The sequence below is a fragment of the Rhodococcus cerastii genome (genome assembly GCF_033042195.1).
Classification (GTDB): domain Bacteria; phylum Actinomycetota; class Actinomycetes; order Mycobacteriales; family Mycobacteriaceae; genus Rhodococcoides.
Map to the genome: position 1 here is coordinate 151457 of NZ_JAWLKF010000009.1, position 19461 is coordinate 170917.

Below are 19461 nucleotides of genomic sequence, written 5' to 3' on the forward strand. Positions count from 1 at the left end.
GAGTTCGACCTCGGTGACGAGATGGTGGTCGACCGTTTGCGGTGGCGACTCCTGGTCGCGCTGTGCACCTGCCTCGAACGTGGTCGTAGGGACGCATTCGATCGCTCGCCGTGCCGCGATACGGGCGATCGAGAGTCTTCTTGCATGGGGCTCCCTTGTGAAACGAACTGCCCAGGCCCGAAAGCGTACCGATCATAGTTTCGGCTCGCCCGAAATTTCCTGATCCGGTCTCGCCCAGCCTGCGCAGCGCTCCACGGTCACCTGCCCAACCGATGTGGACACCTGCGCTCCACAAAAAAAGGGAGACACCCACTACTGACGGCGGTCGGGGGCGACAGCAGTAGCGGGTGTCTCATTGGGCATTCGCAGCACCTCGCAAGGTGGATGGGTTCCGGATGAGAAATTCTTTCGAAGTTTTTCGTCGACCCGAGGAATAGCCTGTGACCATGCCTTTCACAGCAGCGAAGCACTACGATTTCAACGGCGACGACATCACCGGGACCCTCGATGCCCATCGATCCGACCTGGGTTCCGAGGTTCGCACCGTCGTCGAAAATCGCGTGTAGCGACGGATCGAGCATGTCCGGAACAGCCCGTGTCCACATCCGGTTGTACGAGTGAACGCGTGAAGCAGCGAGCTCCGAGAACACAGGCAGGCATCGAATGACCATCGAGATTCTCACCCCACGCGAGGTTCCCCTCGGCGGTCCTCGCGCACTGAAGGTCCGGCGCACGCTCCCCCAGCGACAGCGTTCACTGATCGGCGCGTGGTGCTTCGCCGACCACTACGGCCCCGACACGTCGTCGATGGACGTACCGCCGCATCCGCACACCGGACTCCAGACCGTCAGCTGGCTGTTCTCCGGAGAGATCGAGCATCGCGACAGCGTCGGATCGCATGCCATGGTGCGTCCCGGAGAGCTCAATCTGATGACGGCCGGCTACGGCATCAGTCACTCCGAGACATCCACCCCGGAGACCGAAATTCTGCACGGCATGCAACTGTGGGTGGCACTTCCGGCTCGCTCCCGCTTCACCGCACCGACTTTCGAGCACTACGTGCCGCGGACTCACACGAGCCAGGGGCTGACCGCGCGAGTATTTCTCGGCTCACTGCTCGGAGAGACCTCGCCGGTGGCCACGTTCACCCCACTCCTCGGAGTCGAGATCGTGCTCGACGCCGGGGCCCGCGTCACCCTCGACGTCGACCCGACGTTCGAGCACGGCGTCATCGTCGATCAGGGCACCGTGACGATGGACGAGACCGTCCTCGCCGCAGCCGAACTCGGCTATCGCGAACCGGGCGATTCGACGCTCGATCTGCACAATCCGAACCGAGAGCCGATGCGGATGCTGCTGCTCGGTGGACCGCCGTTCGGGGAGCAGATCGTCATGTGGTGGAACTTCGTCGGTCGCAGCCACGAGGACGTCGTCGAGTATCGAGCCGCCTACGAGCGGGGCAGCGAGCAGTTCGGCACCGTCGAGGGGTATCCGGGATCTCGACTGCACGCACCTGCGCTACCCAACAGTCGGATGCAACCGCGCGGCTGAATTGTCCTGCTGTGCAGCACGAGCCGTGGGCAGTACCCGTTTGATGACGTCGGTGAGCGTGACGATACCGAGGAACTGTCCCTCGGTCTCGACAACCGCGAGCTGAACGCTGCGGTTGCGCATCTGCCGTAACAACTCGTACACCGGTGTCGCTCCGTCGACCGAGTAGGCCTCCCGTGCGTAGTCGGCGGCGGGTTCTTCGGCGGCTGCCAGCAGCGTGTCACGCACGTGCACGACACCGGGCGTCGCGCCTGCGCTGTCGGTGAGCAGTACCCGCAGGTGACCGGACCGCAGCGCCGCGGCCTGCACGTCGGACACCGTGGCACCGTGCGGAACCGACGTCGCCTTGGAGTCGGGCACCGTGATCTTCTCGACGGTCAGCGTCTCGAGTTCGATCACCCGGGTGATCTGGGTTTGCAGTTCCGGTTCCAATACGCCGACCTGCGACGAGTACTCGACGAGGTTGCGGATGGTCTCGGCGTCGCGGCCGCCGACCGCAGCATTCTCGACCGGCTCCACTCCCGACCGTTGGACGAGCGTGTTGGCGATCTTGTTGACCCACACCAGGAACAGCCGAAAGGGTCGGATGAACGCCCGAGAGGGCAACCCGATGATGGTGGCAGCGAGTTCGGGGTGCGCGATGGCCCAGGATTTCGGGGCCATCTCGCCGATCACCAGATGCAGGAACGTCACGAGCAACAGCGACAGTGCGAACGCGGCGGTTCCGGCCAACCATCCCGGAACCCCCCACGAGGTGAACACCGGGCCCAGCCAGGAATCGACGGCAGGCTTGGTGACGGCACCGAGGGCGAAGGTGCAGGCAGTGATGCCGAGCTGCGCGCCTGCCAGCATGATCGTCAACTCGTTCATTCCGCGCAGCGCGGCCCGCACCGATCGGCTCGTGCCTGCCTTCTCCTCCAGTCGATGCCTACGGGCACCGAGCAGCGCGAACTCGATGACGACGAAGAACGCACTCAGCGCGATGAGCAGTACCGTCACCGCAACGACGACCCACGCGTTCATCGGTCCGTGTCCTCGTCCGACTCCGACGACGGCTCGCTGCCGTCCGGCGAGTTCTCGTGCAGTCTGATTCTCAGCTCACTCGGCACGTGCCGGTCCACCTCGAGCACCTCGACTTCCAGGGACGGACGCGGCGGTTCGTCTTCCATCAGATCGGCTCCGAACACCGCGAGATCGATACGAACGGTGTCTCCGACCTCGGGCAGATTCCCGCCCTCCGCGATGAGCAGGCCTGCGAGCGTCTCGTAGTCCCCTCGCGGCAACAGCATGTCGCGACCGATGGTGCGTTCGACCTCGTCGACGTGGACGTCGCCGTCCATGAGCCACACTCCGTCTTCCTGATCGTGCACGCCGGCGATGTCCTCGTCGTCGTCGTGCTCATCGGTGATCTCGCCGACCAATTCCTCGGCGAGATCCTCGATGGTGAGCACCCCGGCGAATCCGCCGTACTCGTCGATGACGCATGCCAACTCGTTCTTGGTGCTGGACAACAACTCCAGGGCATCCTCTAGTGGCATGAGCTCCGGCACGATCAGCGGTGCCCGCATGATCTCGGTGACCGGCCGTGTGTCGTCGGGCGCAGCGGCCATCACCTCGGCCAGCTGCACCACACCGATCGGCTCCTCACGGTCGCCGATCACCGGGTACCGGGTGTGCGCACGCACCATCCGCGCCCGCATCTCACCGATGGCAGTGGTGGGCGTGACCGCATCCACCCGAGTACGGGGAATCATCGCGTGTGCGACATCGCGCTCGGGAAAGTCCAGGATGCGATCGAGCAGCAACGACAGGTCCTCGGTCAGATCCCCGCTCGCGCGGGAATCCTCGATGATGCTCTCGAGATCCTTCGCGGTGGCGCTGCTGTCCACGTCGTGCACCGGCTCGACTCGCAGCAGACGCAACATCGCGTTGGAGGACTTGTCGAAGAAGGTGATCAGCCAACCGAAGGCGGCCAGGTAGATGAGCGTCGAGCGGGCAAGGCGTCGGGACAGCGGATCGGGACTGGCGATGGCGAGATTCTTCGGATACAGCTCGCCGAAGATCATCTGCACGACGGTGGCGAGCACGAGAGCGCCCACCGTGCCGATGGAAATACCCACCGCGATGGGCACTCCGGCACTGCTGAGCAGCTCGCCCAGCGATTCTCCGATGAACGGCTCGGCCACGTATCCGACCATCAGACCGGTGACGGTGATGCCCAGCTGCGCGCCCGACAGCATGAACGACGTGCGCTTGGTGACCTTCAGTGCCCGCTCGGCCGACGCGTCGCCCTTCTCGGCACCGGTACGCAGCGTCGCCCGGTCGACGGACATGTAAGCGAACTCCTGGGCCACGAAGTATCCGTTGGCCGCGATGATCGCGGCGGTGAGCACGAAGCCGAGGAGCAAGGAAAGCAGCGCGGTGATCACCATGCGATCACGCGAGAACGAGCGGCCGGAGCAGCGGCCACGGGTGGCCGAAAGAAATCTATGGAGTGCACAGTGAGCTCGACGCCTCCGGTTTCAGAGAATCCGATTCGAGTGGAATGTCCAGATTCTACCGGCTGCCGTTGTCCAATTCTCACGTCCGGGCCGGATGCCCGATCAGAACAGCGTCGGGACCGCGTCGTCGGACGTGGGCCGTGTCACCGGTGCCGGAGCGGAAGGAGCAGCAGCTACCGGAGCCGGTGTTGTCGCTACCGGTGCCGGCGTGCCGGCGGCGGCCACGGCGCGCGCGGCTTCACCTGCCAAGGCGTCGGCCGCTTCGTTGAAGTGATTGCCGACGTGTCCGCGGACCCACCGGAACCGGACCGGACCCTCACGTTCGGTGATGGCTCGCTCGATGCTCTGCACCAGCTCCAGGTTGCGCACCGGGGTGCCGCCCGCTGTTTTCCAGCCCTTGCGCTTCCAGCCCGCGAGCCATTCCGATGCGCACTTGATGGCGTACTGCGAGTCGGATTCGATCAACAGCGGCTCGGGGCCCGGGTGCGCCAGAACCGCCTCGAGCAGGGCCCTGAGCTCGGCGACCTGGTTGGTGCCCGAGGGCTCACCGCCGGAGTTGCTCGGCCCCGTGTGGTTGACCCACGCCCACCCGATTGCTCCGCCGGGGTTACGCAGACACGAGCCGTCCGTACTCACGATGATCACGGTCTCAGACCCTACTTCGGGGCACCGACAAACTCCGGGTGACTCGCGCACGAACACCGAGGTACTTGGCACTCGACTGCGCGGCAGTGCGAATTCGATTCCGGCGCACTGCCAACCGGGTCAGGCGTAGTGGGACTCCCTGGCCTTCCTGCCGTCGAGGGTGAGCAGCACGAACGCCACCGCCGCGAGCGCTGCGACGAGCGCGGAGAACACCAGTCCCGCAGTCACCAATCCCCATTCGTTCGCCGCAGCCCCGGCCCCGATGACCGGCAACGAGATGGCGACGTACAGCACCACGAAGAACGTCGAGGTCACTTCTGCTCGACGTTCCGGCGGAAGCCCAGCGGCGATGGCCGCCATACCGTTGCTGAACGTCACACCCTGCCCGACGCCGCACAGCAGCGCCGCGATCACCAGGACCGGCAGCGACGTCAGGAGCAGCGACAGCGCCAGGACCACCAGCCCGACCGTCAGAACGAAGCAACCCCAGCGCTGCGCCGACGTCGGATCGGCCCGGCCCAGCAGGATCTGCGCGGAAGCGGATGCCGCGAAGACCGCGAACACCACGACGCCGGTGACGGCATGGTTGTCGATCTGCAGCACCCCCGCGATGAATCCCGGTGATACCGCGGTGAACAGGCCGAGCACCGCGAAGCCGGCGAAACCACCGATCGACGCGCGCAGAAAAGTGCCACGAACGTCCGCCGGAACCGACAGTCGTTGCATCTGCGGGCGCGCACCCGCTGCGACCCGAACGGTTTCGGGAGCGAGAAACACCGCCAGAGCGGCCACCGCGAGCAGGCCGATGTCGACGAAGAAGGTCAGGCGTAGCGGTTGCGGAAGGTATTCGGCCAGCAACCCGGCCACCAGCGGGCCCAGGCCGAGGCCGCCGATATTGGCCGCCGTGGCGATGGCCGGGGCACGATCCCGCCACTTGTCCGGCACCAGTTCGATCAGGGTCACCGTCGCTGTTCCGACGAAGATTCCCGCCGACAGTCCGGACAGCACCCGCCCGATCACCAGCGCCGTGAGCGAACCCGCAGTCACGAACACCACGGCACTGATCAGGCCGAAACCGATGGCCGCCAACAGCATCGGACGACGACCGAGCGAATCCGACCACCGCCCGAAGGCCAGCAGGGCAGCGAGTACACCGACCGCGTACGCCGCGAACACCAGCGTGACGACGAATACGGAGAACCCGAACTCGACCTCGTACAACGCGTAGAGCGGCGTCGGCATGGTCGTACCCATCATCGCCACGACGAACGCGTAGGCGACTCCGACGAACGATGCGGCACTCGATCGAGCCACGAGAATCCTCCTGACGCTGTAGACCTGGCCAGAGGCGGCGAGAGAGTCCGTGCGGTACTCCTGCGCTCCGAGAGGCACTATGTATCTTGCCGTCGGTGTTGCAACAGTGCCGACCGACGCCCTGAAGGGGACCTTCTCGGTCCGCATGGCCACGACCGTTCGGAGGTGACGAACCGATGCCCGACGACGCCGGTACCGACGGGCTGGCCCGCGTGGTCACGTCCGAGCAACGCATCGACGTCCGGATGTCGGTGTCGCCGCTGCGCCGTGGCCGCGGCGACCCCACCTACGAGTCGACGCCGGACGGCGGCATCTGGCGCACGTCGCGAATGAGCTCGGGCCCGGTGACCTACCGCCTGACGCAGGTGTCGCCGACGAGCGCGCAGGTTCGAGCCTGGGGCCCCGGCGCACCCGAGCTGTTGGACGCGGCGCCCGCTCTGCTGGGGTTGGACGACGACGCCGGCACTTTCGCACCGGAGCACCCGATTCTCCGGGAAGCCCATCGGCAGCTACCGCACCTGCGCCTGGGCCGTACCGGACTGGTACTCGAGGCCCTGATTCCGGCGATCATCGAACAACGCGTACACGGAATTTCGGCATTCGGATCGTGGCGGTACCTGGTGAGCAAGTTCGGCGAGAAAGCACCGGGTCCGACGCCGAAGCCGATGTTCGTCTTCCCGACACCCGACGTGTGGCGCCGCATTCCGTCGTGGGACTACCACCGAGCCAACGTCGATCCGGCCCGGTCCAAGACCATCGTCCGCGCTGCCTGCGCGGCCGGACGCCTGGAGGAGGCGTCGGGAATGACGCCCGAGGACGCTGCGCGCAGGCTGCGGGCAATCCCGGGCGTCGGTGTCTGGACGGCGGCCGAGACCGCGCAACGCGCCCTCGGGGATCCCGACGCATTGTCGGTGGGCGACTACCACCTGGCGTCGGTGGTGGGCTGGTCTCTGCTGGGTAGATCGATCGACGATGCGGAGATGGTCGAGTATCTGCAGCCTCTGGCCCCGCATCGGCATCGCGCGATTCGGCTGCTGTACCTGAGCGGCAAGGCCACCAAGCCCAAGTTCGGTCCGCGAACCGCTCTGGTGGACCACACCTGGCATTGAGCCCCGGACTGCTCGTACAGTCGAGTTGTACGCCAACGTAAGGGGTTTTTTCGTGGTTGCCATCGGCCGTTCCGATCTCGACATCTTTCCGCTCGCCCTCGGCGGGAACACCTTCGGCTGGACCAGCGACGAGGCTGCGTCCTTCGAGATTCTCGATGCGTTCACCGCGGGCGGAGGCAACTTCGTCGACACCGCAGACTCGTACTCGGCATTCGCCGACGGCAACTCCGGCGGCGAATCCGAAACCATCATCGGCAACTGGACCAGAGCCCGCGGAAACCGGGACGACGTCGTCATCGCCACCAAGGTCAGCCAGCATCCCGAGTTCCGCGGACTGGCCCCGGACAACATCCGGGCCGCCGCCGACGCGTCGCTGAGCCGGCTGCAGACCGACCACATCGACGTCTACTACGCGCACTACGACGACGAGAAGACCCCGCTCGTGGAGTCCCTAGCCGCGTTCGACGGGTTGGTCGAAGCGGGCAAGGTCCGGCACGTCGCCATCTCGAACTACTCGCCTGCACGCGTTCGCGAGTGGCTGGAACTGACGAACGAGAACGGTTTCGCGCCACCGATCGCACTGCAGCCGCACTACAACCTGGTGGCCCGCCGCGATTACGAGGGTGAACTGCAGCATCTGGCCGTCGAGAACGACCTCGGTGTGTTCCCGTACTTCTCCCTCGCCGCCGGGTTCCTGACGGGCAAGTACCGCACCCGCGAGGACCTGGCCGGGAAGCAGCGCGAACGTCTGACCACCGGGTACTTCTCCGATGCCGGTCTGGATGTGGTGCAGGGCCTGCGCGAGATCGCCGAATCCCGTTCGGCAGAGATCTCGAGCGTCGCGCTGGCCTGGCTGCTGGCCCGACCGGGAGTCACCGCCCCGATCGCGAGTGCAAGCAAGGTATCTCAGCTACCGGCCCTGCTCGACGCGCCGGCGTTGGCTCTGACCAGCCAGGAAGTCGAGAAGCTGACCGTACTGTCCGACGCCGTGGCCTAGAACACGAAAGTTGTAGTCAGCAACGGGAACAGAACGAGTACCCCGGTTGCTGAACCTCGGGTGGCCCAAGCACCGAACACGTCAGCAACCGAGACAGCCGTAGCCGAAGCATCGGCAACGAAGACGTCCCCCGAGCCGACCTCCAAGGAACGCCTGCGGGTGATCCTGGTGCTCGGCGCGCTCATCGCGCTCGGCCCCTTGACCATCGACATGTATCTGCCGGCTCTTCCGGCGATCGCCGACGACCTGAACACGTCCTCGTCCGCCGTGCAGCTCACCCTCGCAGGCACCCTGGTCGGTCTTGCCCTCGGTCAGCTGATCATCGGCCCGCTGTCGGATATCGTCGGTCGACGGCTGCCCCTCATCGTCGGCACCGGAGTGCACATCCTGGCCTCCGTGGCGTGCATCGTGGCTCCCAACATCGCTGTTCTCGGCGGCCTTCGCGTCGTACAGGGTCTGGGTGCTGCGGCCGCAGCCGTGGTCGCGATGGCCATCGTGCGCGACCTGTTCAGTGGCCGTGCCGCCGCGACCGTCCTGTCCCGCCTGATGCTGGTCATGGGCGTCGCTCCCGTGCTGGCTCCGTCGCTGGGCGGTGCCGTGCTGCTGGTCGGATCATGGCGTCTCGTGTTCGCGGCGCTGGCGATCATGGGTGTTGCTCTGATGACTCTTGCCATCGTCTCGCTCCACGAGACGCTGCCACCCGAGCGTCGCCGCGCCAGCGGCGTCATGCCGGTACTGCGCACCTACCGTTCACTGCTGCGGGACGCCCAGTTCGTCGTTCTCGTCCTCGTCGCCGCACTGGCGATGGCCTCGCTGTTCGCCTACATCGCCGGGTCGTCGTTCGTCCTGCAGGAGGAGTTCGGCCTCGACGAGCAGCAGTTCGCCATCGTCTTCGCCGCCGGTGCCATCTCCCTCATCGGCGCTTCCCAGCTCAACGTCCTTCTGCTCGGACGCTTCGCACCGGTGCAAATCGTGCTGACAGCGCTGTCCTTCGCCGTGTTCGCGGGTGCCGTCATGACGGTCCTCGCGATCACCGGGGTCGGCGGCATGGCCGGCTTCGTCGTCCCACTGTGGTTCGTGCTCGGGGCCGTCGGATTCGTGATGCCCAACGCGCCCGCGCTCGCTCTGTCCAGGCACGGTGAGGCCGCAGGCGGTGCCGCTGCCCTCCTCGGAGCAGCTCAGTTCGGACTCGGTGCCATCGTCGCGCCGATCGTCGGCGTGCTCGGAAACGACGCGATCGCCGTGGCCACCACGATGGTCGCCACCTCTGCTGCAGCGCTGATCGCGCTGGGCGTCATCACCGCGCGCTCGTCTTCCCACCGATGAGCACGGTGGTGCGGGCCACCACACACTAGGGTTTCCGCCATGGCCGAACGCGAACGTGATGCGCACGGTAAACCCCTCAATGCCAGGCCTCGTGACGGTCTTGGGCGTCCCATGGCCCGCGGTGGAAACGGAACCCCACGGGTGCCGGACGACCTTCGGCTTCCGCCCACCGCCGCTCTCGTCGAAGCGCAGAAATTCCTGGACGCGAACATGCCGTTCCATGCGCACGAGGTACTGGAAGGCACCTGGAAGAGCTGCCCGTCCGACGAGCGTCCGTTGTGGCAGGGCCTCGCCCAACTCGCCGTCGGGTTGACCCATCTGATGCGCGGCAATCGCGTCGGCGCCGCCTCGCTGCTTCGGCAGGGACACGAACGGCTCGTCGGCTTCGAGTGCAACCCACCGCATCACCTCGACGTCACCGGGCTGCTGACCTGGTCGGAGGGTCTGCTCGGCGAGCTCGAGACCGGAAGGTTGCCGGTCGCTCCCGGCATTCCGGCGCTGCGCGCCACCGACTGAACCGATCCCGACAGGGGGCGTCCTGGACGTCCGATCACGGCTCGAGCTAGCCTGGCGAGGGTTAGGTAAGGCTAGGACAATCTGAACCGAAAGTGGGGTTCGTCGCCGTGACCGTGTTCGCACCGCTCAGACTCGTGCACCGCGAGACGATCAGTCCGGCTCAGCTCGGACGCACTCTCTGCACCGAGGTAGCCGAACAGGTTCCGTACTGGGTGGCCGTCCTGACTCCGGCGGAGCGTCCGTTGCTCACCGAACACACCGCAGTCCTCGAGCAGACGTCGATGACGTTCACTCTGCCCGACGGCCGACACCGCCGCAGCATTCTGCTGCTCGCCGCTCTGGGCTCGGCCGTGTCCACGTGGCAGAGAAACAACCGTCGCGGCTCCTCGGCCGGCGTGCTGGTGGACCTCGACCTCGAGAGCACTGGCGCAGTTCACCCGGTCCGGCTGCCCACGCTTCCCGTCGACGCTCTCGTCGTCCCTTCGCACCGCGAGCACCTCGTCGACGAGGTCTCGAGGCGACTGGGCTCGGTGCCGAACGGCGGCTGCGACTACGCGCTGGCTCGCAACTATCCCGCGCTGGCCTCACGCGCGGGAGCACAGATCATCGTGCACGAGGATGCACTGGCAGAGCCCAGCCGAGAGCACGCCATCGACATCGGGATCACCGTGACGAGTGCGGGTACCGCACTCGCGCGCATCACCTGGGCTGCGAATCTGCCGGGCATCGACGAACTGATCCGGCTGTGGGCGTCGGCCGTGAACGACCTCGCCCTCAGCACTACAGGCTCTTCAGCAGCCTGACGTCGTCTTCGATACCTTCGGGCGGGGTCTCCAGGATCACCGGCGCGTCGGCCGCCAGGGCGACTGCGGTCAGGATCTCCGCGTCGATCGTTCCGGTGCCGAGATTGGCGTGCCGGTCCCTGGCCGAGTCGAACTCGTCGCGTGAGTTGTTCAGGTGCACCAGATCGATGCGTCCGGTGATGGCCTTGATTCGGTCGACGACGTCGACGAGATCCTCTCCGCCGGCCCAGGCATGGCAGGTGTCCAGGCAGAAGCCGGCACCGAACTCGCCGATGGCATCCCACAGGCGGGCGATGTCGTCGAAGTGGCGTGCCATCGCGGAGTCTCCGCCCGCGGTGTTCTCGACGAAGATCGGTACCCCGAAGCCGCCCTGCTCCGCTTGGCGCTCGAACAGCTTGCGCCAGTTGTCGATTCCCTTGGCGGTGTCCTCACCCTCACGGACGTGGCCGCCGTGGACGACCAGCCCGATGGCCCCGATTTCGGCCGCAGCAGCAGCCTGCTCGACGACGGCCTTGCGCGACGGAATGCGGATCCGATTGTTCAAGCTCGCCACATTGAGGACGTAGGACGAGTGCACCACCACGTCGACCGAGCCGTTCAGCAACGCCTCGCCCTGCGGGTGTGGTTCGAGCTTGTTCCACTTCTGCGGATCGGTGAGGAACATCTGAACGAGGTCGACGCCGAGCGCCTCGGCCGTTCCGAGAGGGTCGCTGCTGTCGCGGACGTGGGCTCCGATGCGCATGACGCCCATCATAGGGGTGGTGTTCAGGGTCTCCCCTGATAGCGACGGGCGCGGAACGCTGGAACACTGGCACCCATGAGCGACATTGCCGCACGTGCGGTCGACGTATCGAAGGTCTACGGATCAGGGGACACCCAGGTCCACGCACTGTCCGGGGTGAGCGTCGAATTCGCTCGCGGAGAATTCACCGCCATCATGGGCCCCTCGGGTTCGGGCAAGTCCACGCTCATGCACTGCCTGGCCGGCTTGGACAACGCATCCTCGGGAACGGTGACCATCGGCGACACCGAGCTGACGGCGCTCTCCGACAAGGAGATGACCGGATTGCGAAGGGACCGAATCGGATTCGTGTTCCAGGCCTTCAACCTGGTGCCGACGCTCACCGCACTGGAGAACATCACCCTGCCCCTCGACATCGCCGGTCGCACGCCGGACAAAGAATGGCTCGACACCGTGGTCGACCGACTCGGCCTGCGCGACCGCCTCGATCACCGCCCCAGCGAACTCTCGGGCGGACAGCAGCAGCGAGTGGCGTGCGCCCGCGCTCTGGCAGGCCGACCCGACATCGTGTTCGGCGACGAGCCCACCGGTAACCTGGACTCCCGCTCGTCCGGCGAGGTGCTGTCGATTCTGCGCACTGCCGCAGACGAATTCGATCAGACCGTCGTCATCGTCACGCACGATCCACGCGCGGCCAGTTACGCCGACCGCGTCGTGTTCCTCGCCGACGGCGCAGTTATCGATCAGCTGAACTCGCCCACCGCCGACGCCGTACTCGAGCGGATGAAGAAGCTCGAGACGGTCCGATAATGGCGCACTCCATCTCCAAGAAATCCGTCTCCGACAAACCTCCTCGACACAAGCCGTCGGGCAATCCCATGCGCAAGGTGTCACTGAGAAACCTTGCCGCACACAAAGTCCGACTGGCCCTGACGGTACTGTCGGTCGTGCTCGGCACGGCATTCGTCGCGGGCTCGTTCGTGTTCACCGACACCCTTCAGCGCACTTTCTCCTCACTGTTCGCCGATACCGCGCAGGGCGCGGATGTTCGAGTGAGCCCCGAGGACGCACGCTCGTCCGGCGTGCCGAACGAGGACATCGCGGCGATCTCGGCGTTGCCGAACGTGCGCGCCGTATCGCCGTACGTCGGCGGACAGTTGGTACTGCTGGGGTCCGACGGCGCCGCCGTACAGTCCGGTGGCGCACCGACCATCGGCGAGTCGTATCTCCCCGACGACCAACGACTCGGTGATCCGACCACCTTCGTCGACGGTTCGGCTCCCACAGCCCCCGGCCAGGTCGCGATCAACGCCGGTGGTGCCGAGCGCGCCGGACTCGAGGTGGGCGACGCCACCCAGGTACTCGTGCCGTCCAAGGGCATCACCGACATCACGATCACCGGAATCTATTCGACAGCAACAGAATCCGGTGGCTACATCGGAATCCAGTTCGTGCAGAGCCAGGCGAACGAGCTGTTCACCGACGGTGCCCACGTGCAGTACATCGACGTCGCAGGCACCGATCTCGCCGCGCAAGGGCTGACTCAGAGCGATCTCCGCGACGAGATCGCCGCGGCGTTCCCCGACCTGAAGGTCCAGACCGCCGCGGACGTACAGGCCGAGACTCAGGCCGAGGTCGAGTCGGCACTGTCGTTCATCAACTACTTCCTGCTGGCCTTCGGTGGGATCGCCCTGCTGGTCGGCACCTTCATCATCTACAACACGTTCTCGATGATCGTCGCTCAGCGCGTCCGCGAATTGGCACTGCTGCGCGCCGTCGGAGCCAGCCGCGGGCAGGTCAGCCGCTCGGTCGTTCTCGAAGCTCTCGTTGTCGGCATCATCGGCAGCATCCTCGGCTTCGTCGGCGGGGTAGGGCTGGCCTACGGGCTACGGGCACTGCTCAACGCCTTCGATCTGGGTCTGCCGTCGGGACCGTTGGCACTCGAGCCGCGCACCGTTGTCGTCGCGTTCGCCGTCGGCATCGTCGTCACCGTGCTGAGCGCGTACGCGCCGGCCCGGCGGGCAGCCAAGATTCCACCGGTCGCCGCGATGCGCGAGGAATTCGCCTCTGCGGGTGACACCCTGCGTACCCGAACGTTCGTGGGCGTCGGCCTCGGAATCGCGGGCGCGGCCGCGTTGATCATCGGCGCGCAGTCGACCGGCGGGGCGGCCGCTGCCACGGTCGGCGCGGGAGCCGTCGCGCTGATCGTCGCCACCGCACTGGCCGCGCCGTCGCTGTCACGGCCGGTCGTCGGCGCACTCGGGGCCGTCATCACCCGTCCGTTCGGAGCGATCGGACGCCTGGCCAGGACCAATTCGGTTCGCAACCCCAGACGCACCGCGGCCACCGCCTTCGCCCTCATGCTCGGACTCATGCTCGTCACCGTCATCGGCGTGCTCGGATCCACCGCCAAGGCCAGCGTCGACTCACTCGTCGACACCGGGGTCGAGGCGGACTACATCCTCTCCGGCCCGCAGTCGATCGGCGTTCCGACCGGTGCCACCACGGCCGCACAGCAGGTGACCGGCGTGGACCGTACTGCGGTGCTGCACCCGGTGTTCGTGACGATCGCAGGCCAGGAGGAGTTCGGCGCCGCGATCGACGGCTCCCCCGAGGGACTGCTCGAGCTGTCGATGGTCCAGGGCACGGCAGATCTGAACAGCAACGGGTTCTCGGTGTCGGAAACCGAAGCGGCGAGCCGCGGCTGGACCGTCGGAACCGAGGTCACCTTCGACACCGTCGACGGTGCGTCCGTCCCGGTGACGGTCACCGGGGTCTTCACCGACAATCCTCTGATCGGGAACTGGATCGTCTCGGGCGACATCTACCAGGAGGTGACGCCGTCGATCACCCGCTCGGACCTTCTGGTTCTCGTCAAGGCCGCACCCGGCAGCGACCTCGACACACTGCGCACCGACCTCGAAGCCGCGACCAAACCGTTCGTCGTCGTCCAGGTTCAAGACGTGGAGGAGTTCAAGGGCAGCCAGGGACAGCAGATCGACACGCTGCTCGCGGTGTTGTACGGCTTGCTGGCATTGGCCGTCGTCATCGCTGTGCTCGGCATCGTCAACACGCTGGCCTTGTCGGTGGTGGAGCGGCGTCGGGAGATCGGCATGCTGCGCGCGATAGGCATGCAGCGGCCGCAGGTCCGTCGCATCATCTATCTCGAGTCGCTGCTCATCGCGCTGTTCGGCGCGATCGTGGGCGTGGTCCTCGGAATCGCGTTCGGGTGGGGATTCGTGCAGACCCTGCGCGACGAGGGCCTGGGCACCATGACCGTGCCGTGGGGCCAGGTGGTGGCCATGCTGCTCGGATCGGCCGTTGTCGGTGTGTTGGCGGCACTGTGGCCTGCTGTGCGAGCCGCGCGTACGAAGCCGTTGGAGGCCATCGCGGACCTGTAGGGCCGAGCCCGAAACAGACCGGGCATTCCGCAACGTCACCCGATTGTTGTGGAATGTCCGGTTTTCCGCTTGCGCGAAAAGGTTCTGCACGTTTACCTTTGAGTCGGTAAAAAAGTCTTCGAGCCGGTTTGTAGGTTTCAAACCGACTCCGACATCACGGGTCGGGCTCGTGCAAGGAGAATCATGTCGATTCAGGACATCGATGCGCCGACCCGTCTTTCACTGGCCCCACTGTGCCGGCCGGAACGCCGCGACACCCTGATGGCCCGCTACCGCGAGGTGGCTCACGCGCTGCCCGACGCCGTCGCACTCGACGTCGACGGCTCGTCCCTGACCTTCGACGAGCTCCTCCATCGCGCCTACTCTCTGGCTCGTAAGATCGCCACGCTCTTTCCTGCCGATTCTCGGCCGCTCGCCGTGGACACCGACGCGACGACGGACTCGATCGTGCTGATGCTGGCCGTCGTCGCTGCAGGCCATCCCCTGGTGCCGCTCGACCCCATGCTTCCCGCCGAGCGCCGCGCCACGATCATCGACCAAGCAGGTGCGACGGCGATCGACTCCACCACCGTCGCCGCCGCCATGGACTCGTGTGTGCCGCTGCCGACGCTGTTGGGCGACCACACCGCGGTGATCAACTACACCTCGGGATCCACCGGCACCGCCAAGGGCGTGATCCTCAGCCACCGCATGTGTCTGACCAAGGCATACGAAGTCGCCAACGCGTTGGCGCTGGGCCCACACGACCGCGTCGGAAACTCGCTTCCGGTCAGCTTCGGGGCCGGCTTGAACACGTTGTTCGCGGGGTTGCTCAGCGGTGCCGCCGTGCACTGCCGCGACCCGAGGGCAGGTGTCCCCAGCAGCACCGTCGAGTGGACAGCCGCGCATTCCCTGACCACGCTGCACTGCTCGTCGTCGCTGCTGCGCGCAGTCTCCGCCGCCGATCACGGACCCACCGGTCGGGCCGTACCCACGCTGCGGGTGGTCATCACATACGGGGAATCCCTGCACGCCGACGATGCCGACGGTTTTCGGCGGCGATTCGACAGCCGCGCCACGGTGGTCAACTGGTACGCGACCACCGAGGCCGGGGCCGTCGCCTACAGCGAATACCCGCTCGAACGAGCGCTGCCGTCGGGCTTTCTCCCTGCGGGCAGACCCATCGCAGGCAAGCTGGTCGAAGTCGTCACCTCCGACGGTTCGTCGTGTGCACCGGACGTGATCGGCGAGATACGGGTGACGTCGAACTGTTTGGCCGACGGCTACCTCGGCGGTGCCGGTCGGGATTCCCAGCGATTCGCCGCGCTCGGCGACGGTCTGTTCCGGTACCGCACCGGCGATCTGGGACGACTCGACGAACACGGGACGCTGCACCTGGCCGGCCGCATCGACGACGCCGTCAAGGTGCGCGGATACCTGGTGGAGCCGGCCGAGGTCGAGGCAGCACTGCGCGCCATGCCGGAGATCGGCGACGCAGCGGTGATCGGCAGGACTTCCGGCACCGATACCGACCTGGTCGCCTACGTGTGCTCGGCGCGTTCCGGTCGTCGACCCTCCGTGGGCGAGATCAGAGCGTCGCTGCGCCGGACGCTGCCGGAGTGGATGGTGCCCACCCACATCGTCGCGCTCGACGCGATGCCGCGCAACGAACGCGGCAAGCTCGACCGCGGCGCACTGCCCGAGCCGGCCGATCGACGCGTCGAGCGCACCGCGGTCGGCCCGACCGAGTACATCGTGGCCGAGGCTGCGCGCACCGCGATCGGGCTGGACACCATCGGACGAGACGAGGATTTCCTGGCGCTGGGCGGAAACTCGCTGACCACCACGGCCATGCTGGCCCAACTCCGCGAGAACCTGAAGATCGATCTGACACCGGAGGACGTGTTCGCGGCGACCACTGTTCGAGAGTTGGCCGTGACAGTCGACGCCCGCCTCGAAGACGCGGCAACGGCGCGTCGACGCACTGCTGGCGAACACGATGTGCTCGTGCCGCTGCGCACAGAGGGAAGCAAGGCACCGATCTTCCTGATCGGCGGTGCAGGTGTCGGTGCGATGGCATTTCTGAATCTCGTCAAGCACATCGACGCCGACCGGCCGGTGTACGCCCTGCAGGCGCATGGCCGCGGCAAGCGCGGACGACCGGACCGGACCATCCGGCGAACTGCGAAACGCTACGTCGACGCCGTTCGCACGGTCCAGCCGGACGGCCCGTTCCACCTGGTCGGCCATTCGCTCGGCGGCTGGATAGCCATCGCGATGGCGGAGGAGATCCGAGACTCCGGCCTGGGGTCTCCCCACCTGCTGCTCCTCGACACGCGGCTGTTTCGGCACCTGCTGGACAGGTTGCCCGGCGGCACCGAGGTTCCGGCTGCCCCGCCGGCTCAGACGCGTGAAGAGGCGGGCTTCCACCTCGGCCGGATCGGCACCGCGGCCCTCTGGTTGCGTATGCAGTGCGCCGGATTGCTGCGGTACCCGACGACGATGGAGTGGTTGGTCTTCGCAAGTATCGGGTACGCGGCGTTGAACAAGCATGTGCCGACACCGTGGTCGGGTTCGATGACCGTGGTTCGCACAGCGGAGAACGTGAAAGATCTCCGGTCGTGGCAGACGGTCGGCCGTGGTGAGCTGACCTTCGTCGACATCTCCGGAGATCACGTCGACATGTTGCGTGAACCGATGGCCGAGCACTTGGCCGAGACGATCGCGAACACCTTCGACGAAGCGGGCGTCGCGCGCTGATCGACGGTCTGTCGTTGTGTGGGCTCAGCTTGTACGTTTGTGCCAACGGCTCACCGAGCCACGCGCCGATCCGGGATCACACGACGAGGAGGTCGACCATGAGTTCATCGTACGAATTGCAGTCGGTAGAACTACACAAGGACGTCCTGCGATACGTGGACATGGGCGACGGCCCACCCGTGATTCTGGTGCACGGACTGCTCGGATCGCATCAGTCCTGGGGTCCGCAGCTCGAGCGTCTGTCCCAGAAGTATCGGGTCATCGCTCCGGACCTGTTCGGGCACGGAGACTCCGACAAGCCGTCCGGCGACTACTCGCTGAGTTCGCACTCGGCCACCATTCGCGATCTCATGGATCACCTGAATATCGACTCCGCCCCGATGGTCGGTCACTCGCTCGGCGGCGGCATCGTCATGCAGCTGACGTACCTCTTTCCCGAGCGCGTCGATCGCCTGGCGCTGGTCAGCAGCGGCGGCCTCGGACCCGAGGTCAGCCTGCTCCTCAAGGCTGCGACGCTGCCCGGCAGTGAACTGGTTCTGCCGCTGCTCGCATCGGACTGGTTCCGCAAGAACGCAGAGGGCGCGATGGCGCAATTGGGCAAATGGGGCCTGCCGGTCAAGCCAGGTCCCAGCATGGCCGAGACCTGGCGGTCGTTCCGGTCGGTCGCAGACCGCTCCACCCGCGGGGCCTTTCTGGCGTCGACGCGAGCCGTGGTGGGCCCGCGCGGGCAGACCGTGAGCGCGAAGCAACACTTCGAGAAGTTCGAGTCCATTCCGTCGCTGCTCGTCTGGGGCGGCAAGGACCGGATGATTCCCGCCAAGCACGCCGACAACATTCGACGTGAAGTTCCCAACAGTCGCGTCGAGATCTTTCCCGACGCCGGCCATTTTCCCCAGCTCGACGAGCCGGACTTCTTCTTCCGCTTGCTCGACGAGTTCCTCGGTGCCAACGAGTCCGACAAGAGCGCGCCTGCGGCCATCACCCCGGCGGCTGTTCCGTTGCAGCACCCGTGAGCGTGACCCCGATGTTCCCGCTCGGCAGCGTGCTGCTCCCCGGTGAACGCCTACCACTGCACATCTTCGAGCCGCGCTACCGAGCTCTGGTCCACGACTGCCTGAAGCAGGACGATCCGAGCTTCGGCGTGGTCCTCATCGCGCGTGGGCACGAGGCCGGTGGCGGCGACGTCCGGCACGACGTGGCCACGACCGCACACATCATCGGTCACGAGTCCATCGGCGACGGCCGCTATCTACTCGAATGCGTCGGCGGGGAACGGATCAGGATCGACGCCTGGCTGCCGGACGATCCGTACCCACTGGCCGACGTTCGAGCATGGCCGGACGAAGAGACCGATACGGTGATCGCCGACACCGAGTTCGACGCCACTTGGGCGCGGGTCGAGGATCTCTACGAGCTGATCGGTCGACTCGAATCGTCGGAAGTCGTTTCCACGCCCGGTGTTCCGGATTTCCTGGGCCTGCCGATCTCGGCCGCCGAGAAGATCTGGTCGCTGGCGGCACTGATTCCGATGGGTCAGTCCGATCGACTCGACATCCTGTCTGCACCGAACGCCAGAGCGCGCAAGACCGCACTCGACGACGCCATCGAGAACGTCACCGCGGTCGTGCAGTTCAGACTGCAACCCTGATACCGACGAAACAAGTCAGGCCCGACATCATCGATGTCGGGCCTGACTTGTGTAGTAGCGGGGACAGGATTTGAACCTGCGACCTCTGGGTTATGAGCCCAGCGAGCTACCGAGCTGCTCCACCCCGCGTCGGGTGTTCACCACGCTACATGCCATCTCGGCAGTCTCC

At 66.2% G+C, this 19461-nt stretch carries 16 protein-coding genes and 1 tRNA gene; 11 read left to right on the forward strand and 6 right to left on the reverse strand.

The features are described 5' to 3' along the window. Positions 1–663: 663 nt before the first annotated feature. Positions 664–1551, forward strand: coding sequence for a pirin family protein (locus tag R3P93_RS16855; protein ID WP_317533514.1), 888 nt, complete (start codon positions 664–666; stop codon positions 1549–1551). Here R3P93_RS16855 and R3P93_RS16860 read toward each other — a convergent pair. From R3P93_RS16860 to R3P93_RS16875, 4 genes are all read right to left on the reverse strand, one after another. Then, on the reverse strand, positions 1519–2574 hold the full coding sequence (locus R3P93_RS16860; protein ID WP_068048651.1) for a CNNM domain-containing protein: 1056 nt from the start codon (positions 2572–2574) through the stop codon (positions 1519–1521). The two genes, R3P93_RS16855 and R3P93_RS16860, sit on opposite strands and share 33 nt — an antisense overlap. Then, a complete protein-coding gene (locus R3P93_RS16865) occupies positions 2571–3980 on the reverse strand; it encodes a hemolysin family protein (protein WP_394855320.1) in 1410 nt (469 codons plus the stop codon). Before R3P93_RS16865 ends, R3P93_RS16860 begins: the two co-directional genes overlap by 4 nt. Before the next feature lie 174 nt (positions 3981–4154). Continuing rightward, positions 4155–4697 carry a ribonuclease H family protein gene (locus R3P93_RS16870; protein ID WP_300519338.1) on the reverse strand — a complete coding sequence of 181 codons (543 nt, stop codon included), beginning with the start codon at positions 4695–4697 and terminating at the stop codon, positions 4155–4157. A 120-nt stretch (positions 4698–4817) separates the two neighbouring features. Further along, entirely contained in the window at positions 4818–6011 is a 1194-nt protein-coding gene (locus R3P93_RS16875) for an MFS transporter (RefSeq protein WP_068048649.1), read from the reverse strand. A 176-nt stretch (positions 6012–6187) separates the two neighbouring features. Here R3P93_RS16875 and R3P93_RS16880 point away from each other — a divergent pair, with 176 nt between their 5' ends. The 5 genes from R3P93_RS16880 (at position 6188) to R3P93_RS16900 (ending at position 10762) form a co-directional block, all read left to right on the forward strand. Continuing rightward, positions 6188–7120 carry a DNA-3-methyladenine glycosylase family protein gene (locus R3P93_RS16880; RefSeq protein ID WP_094669521.1) on the forward strand — a complete coding sequence of 311 codons (933 nt, stop codon included), beginning with the start codon at positions 6188–6190 and terminating at the stop codon, positions 7118–7120. 52 nt (positions 7121–7172) lie between these two features. Beyond that, positions 7173–8117, forward strand: a complete 945-nt coding sequence (locus R3P93_RS16885) for an aldo/keto reductase (protein ID WP_068048644.1) — start codon at positions 7173–7175, stop codon at positions 8115–8117. Between the two features lie 60 nt (positions 8118–8177). Beyond that, positions 8178–9443: a multidrug effflux MFS transporter gene (locus tag R3P93_RS16890; protein ID WP_373454801.1), complete on the forward strand. Its 1266-nt coding sequence runs from the start codon at positions 8178–8180 to the stop codon at positions 9441–9443. A gap of 39 nt (positions 9444–9482) precedes the next feature. Beyond that, positions 9483–9959 carry a DUF309 domain-containing protein gene (locus R3P93_RS16895; RefSeq protein WP_317533516.1) on the forward strand — a complete coding sequence of 159 codons (477 nt, stop codon included), beginning with the start codon at positions 9483–9485 and terminating at the stop codon, positions 9957–9959. A 107-nt stretch (positions 9960–10066) separates the two neighbouring features. Continuing rightward, positions 10067–10762 (forward strand): condensation domain-containing protein, encoded by a 696-nt coding sequence (locus tag R3P93_RS16900; protein ID WP_269595670.1) that lies wholly within the window; start codon positions 10067–10069, stop codon positions 10760–10762. On the opposite strand, the gene R3P93_RS16905 is transcribed toward R3P93_RS16900, so the two are convergent. Further along, positions 10740–11504 (reverse strand): deoxyribonuclease IV, encoded by a 765-nt coding sequence (locus R3P93_RS16905; RefSeq protein WP_068048648.1) that lies wholly within the window; start codon positions 11502–11504, stop codon positions 10740–10742. The genes R3P93_RS16900 and R3P93_RS16905 overlap by 23 nt on opposite strands. A 75-nt stretch (positions 11505–11579) precedes the next feature. Between R3P93_RS16905 and R3P93_RS16910 the strand changes: the two genes are divergently transcribed. From R3P93_RS16910 to R3P93_RS16930, 5 genes are all read left to right on the forward strand, one after another. After that, a complete protein-coding gene (locus R3P93_RS16910) occupies positions 11580–12314 on the forward strand; it encodes an ABC transporter ATP-binding protein (RefSeq protein ID WP_068048639.1) in 735 nt (244 codons plus the stop codon). A gap of 68 nt (positions 12315–12382) precedes the next feature. Further along, the gene (locus R3P93_RS16915) at positions 12383–14905 is read left to right on the forward strand and encodes an ABC transporter permease (protein WP_269595700.1); all 2523 of its coding nucleotides are present in this window, start codon (positions 12383–12385) and stop codon (positions 14903–14905) included. A 183-nt stretch (positions 14906–15088) separates the two neighbouring features. Beyond that, entirely contained in the window at positions 15089–17644 is a 2556-nt protein-coding gene (locus R3P93_RS16920; RefSeq protein ID WP_317533517.1) for an alpha/beta fold hydrolase, read from the forward strand. 98 nt (positions 17645–17742) lie between these two features. After that, positions 17743–18657: an alpha/beta fold hydrolase gene (locus R3P93_RS16925; protein ID WP_269595668.1), complete on the forward strand. Its 915-nt coding sequence runs from the start codon at positions 17743–17745 to the stop codon at positions 18655–18657. Continuing rightward, complete coding sequence (locus R3P93_RS16930; protein ID WP_269595667.1) at positions 18654–19292, forward strand: LON peptidase substrate-binding domain-containing protein; 639 nt, start codon at positions 18654–18656, stop codon at positions 19290–19292. The genes R3P93_RS16925 and R3P93_RS16930 overlap by 4 nt, the downstream gene beginning before the upstream one ends. A 55-nt stretch (positions 19293–19347) precedes the next feature. Here R3P93_RS16930 and R3P93_RS16935 read toward each other — a convergent pair. Beyond that, positions 19348–19421, reverse strand: a tRNA-Met gene (locus R3P93_RS16935). Between the last annotated feature and the right edge of the window lie 40 nt (positions 19422–19461).

Coding starts and splice junctions, on each gene's coding strand:
- R3P93_RS16855 (WP_317533514.1), top strand. CDS start 664: ATGACCATCGAGATTCTCACCCCACGCGAGGTTCCCCTCGGCGGTCCT.
- R3P93_RS16860 (WP_068048651.1), bottom strand. CDS start 2,574: ATGAACGCGTGGGTCGTCGTTGCGGTGACGGTACTGCTCATCGCGCTG.
- R3P93_RS16880 (WP_094669521.1), top strand. CDS start 6,188: ATGCCCGACGACGCCGGTACCGACGGGCTGGCCCGCGTGGTCACGTCC.
- R3P93_RS16895 (WP_317533516.1), top strand. CDS start 9,483: ATGGCCGAACGCGAACGTGATGCGCACGGTAAACCCCTCAATGCCAGG.
- R3P93_RS16905 (WP_068048648.1), bottom strand. CDS start 11,504: ATGCGCATCGGAGCCCACGTCCGCGACAGCAGCGACCCTCTCGGAACG.
- R3P93_RS16910 (WP_068048639.1), top strand. CDS start 11,580: ATGAGCGACATTGCCGCACGTGCGGTCGACGTATCGAAGGTCTACGGA.
- R3P93_RS16915 (WP_269595700.1), top strand. CDS start 12,383: ATGCGCAAGGTGTCACTGAGAAACCTTGCCGCACACAAAGTCCGACTG.
- R3P93_RS16920 (WP_317533517.1), top strand. CDS start 15,089: ATGTCGATTCAGGACATCGATGCGCCGACCCGTCTTTCACTGGCCCCA.
- R3P93_RS16925 (WP_269595668.1), top strand. CDS start 17,743: ATGAGTTCATCGTACGAATTGCAGTCGGTAGAACTACACAAGGACGTC.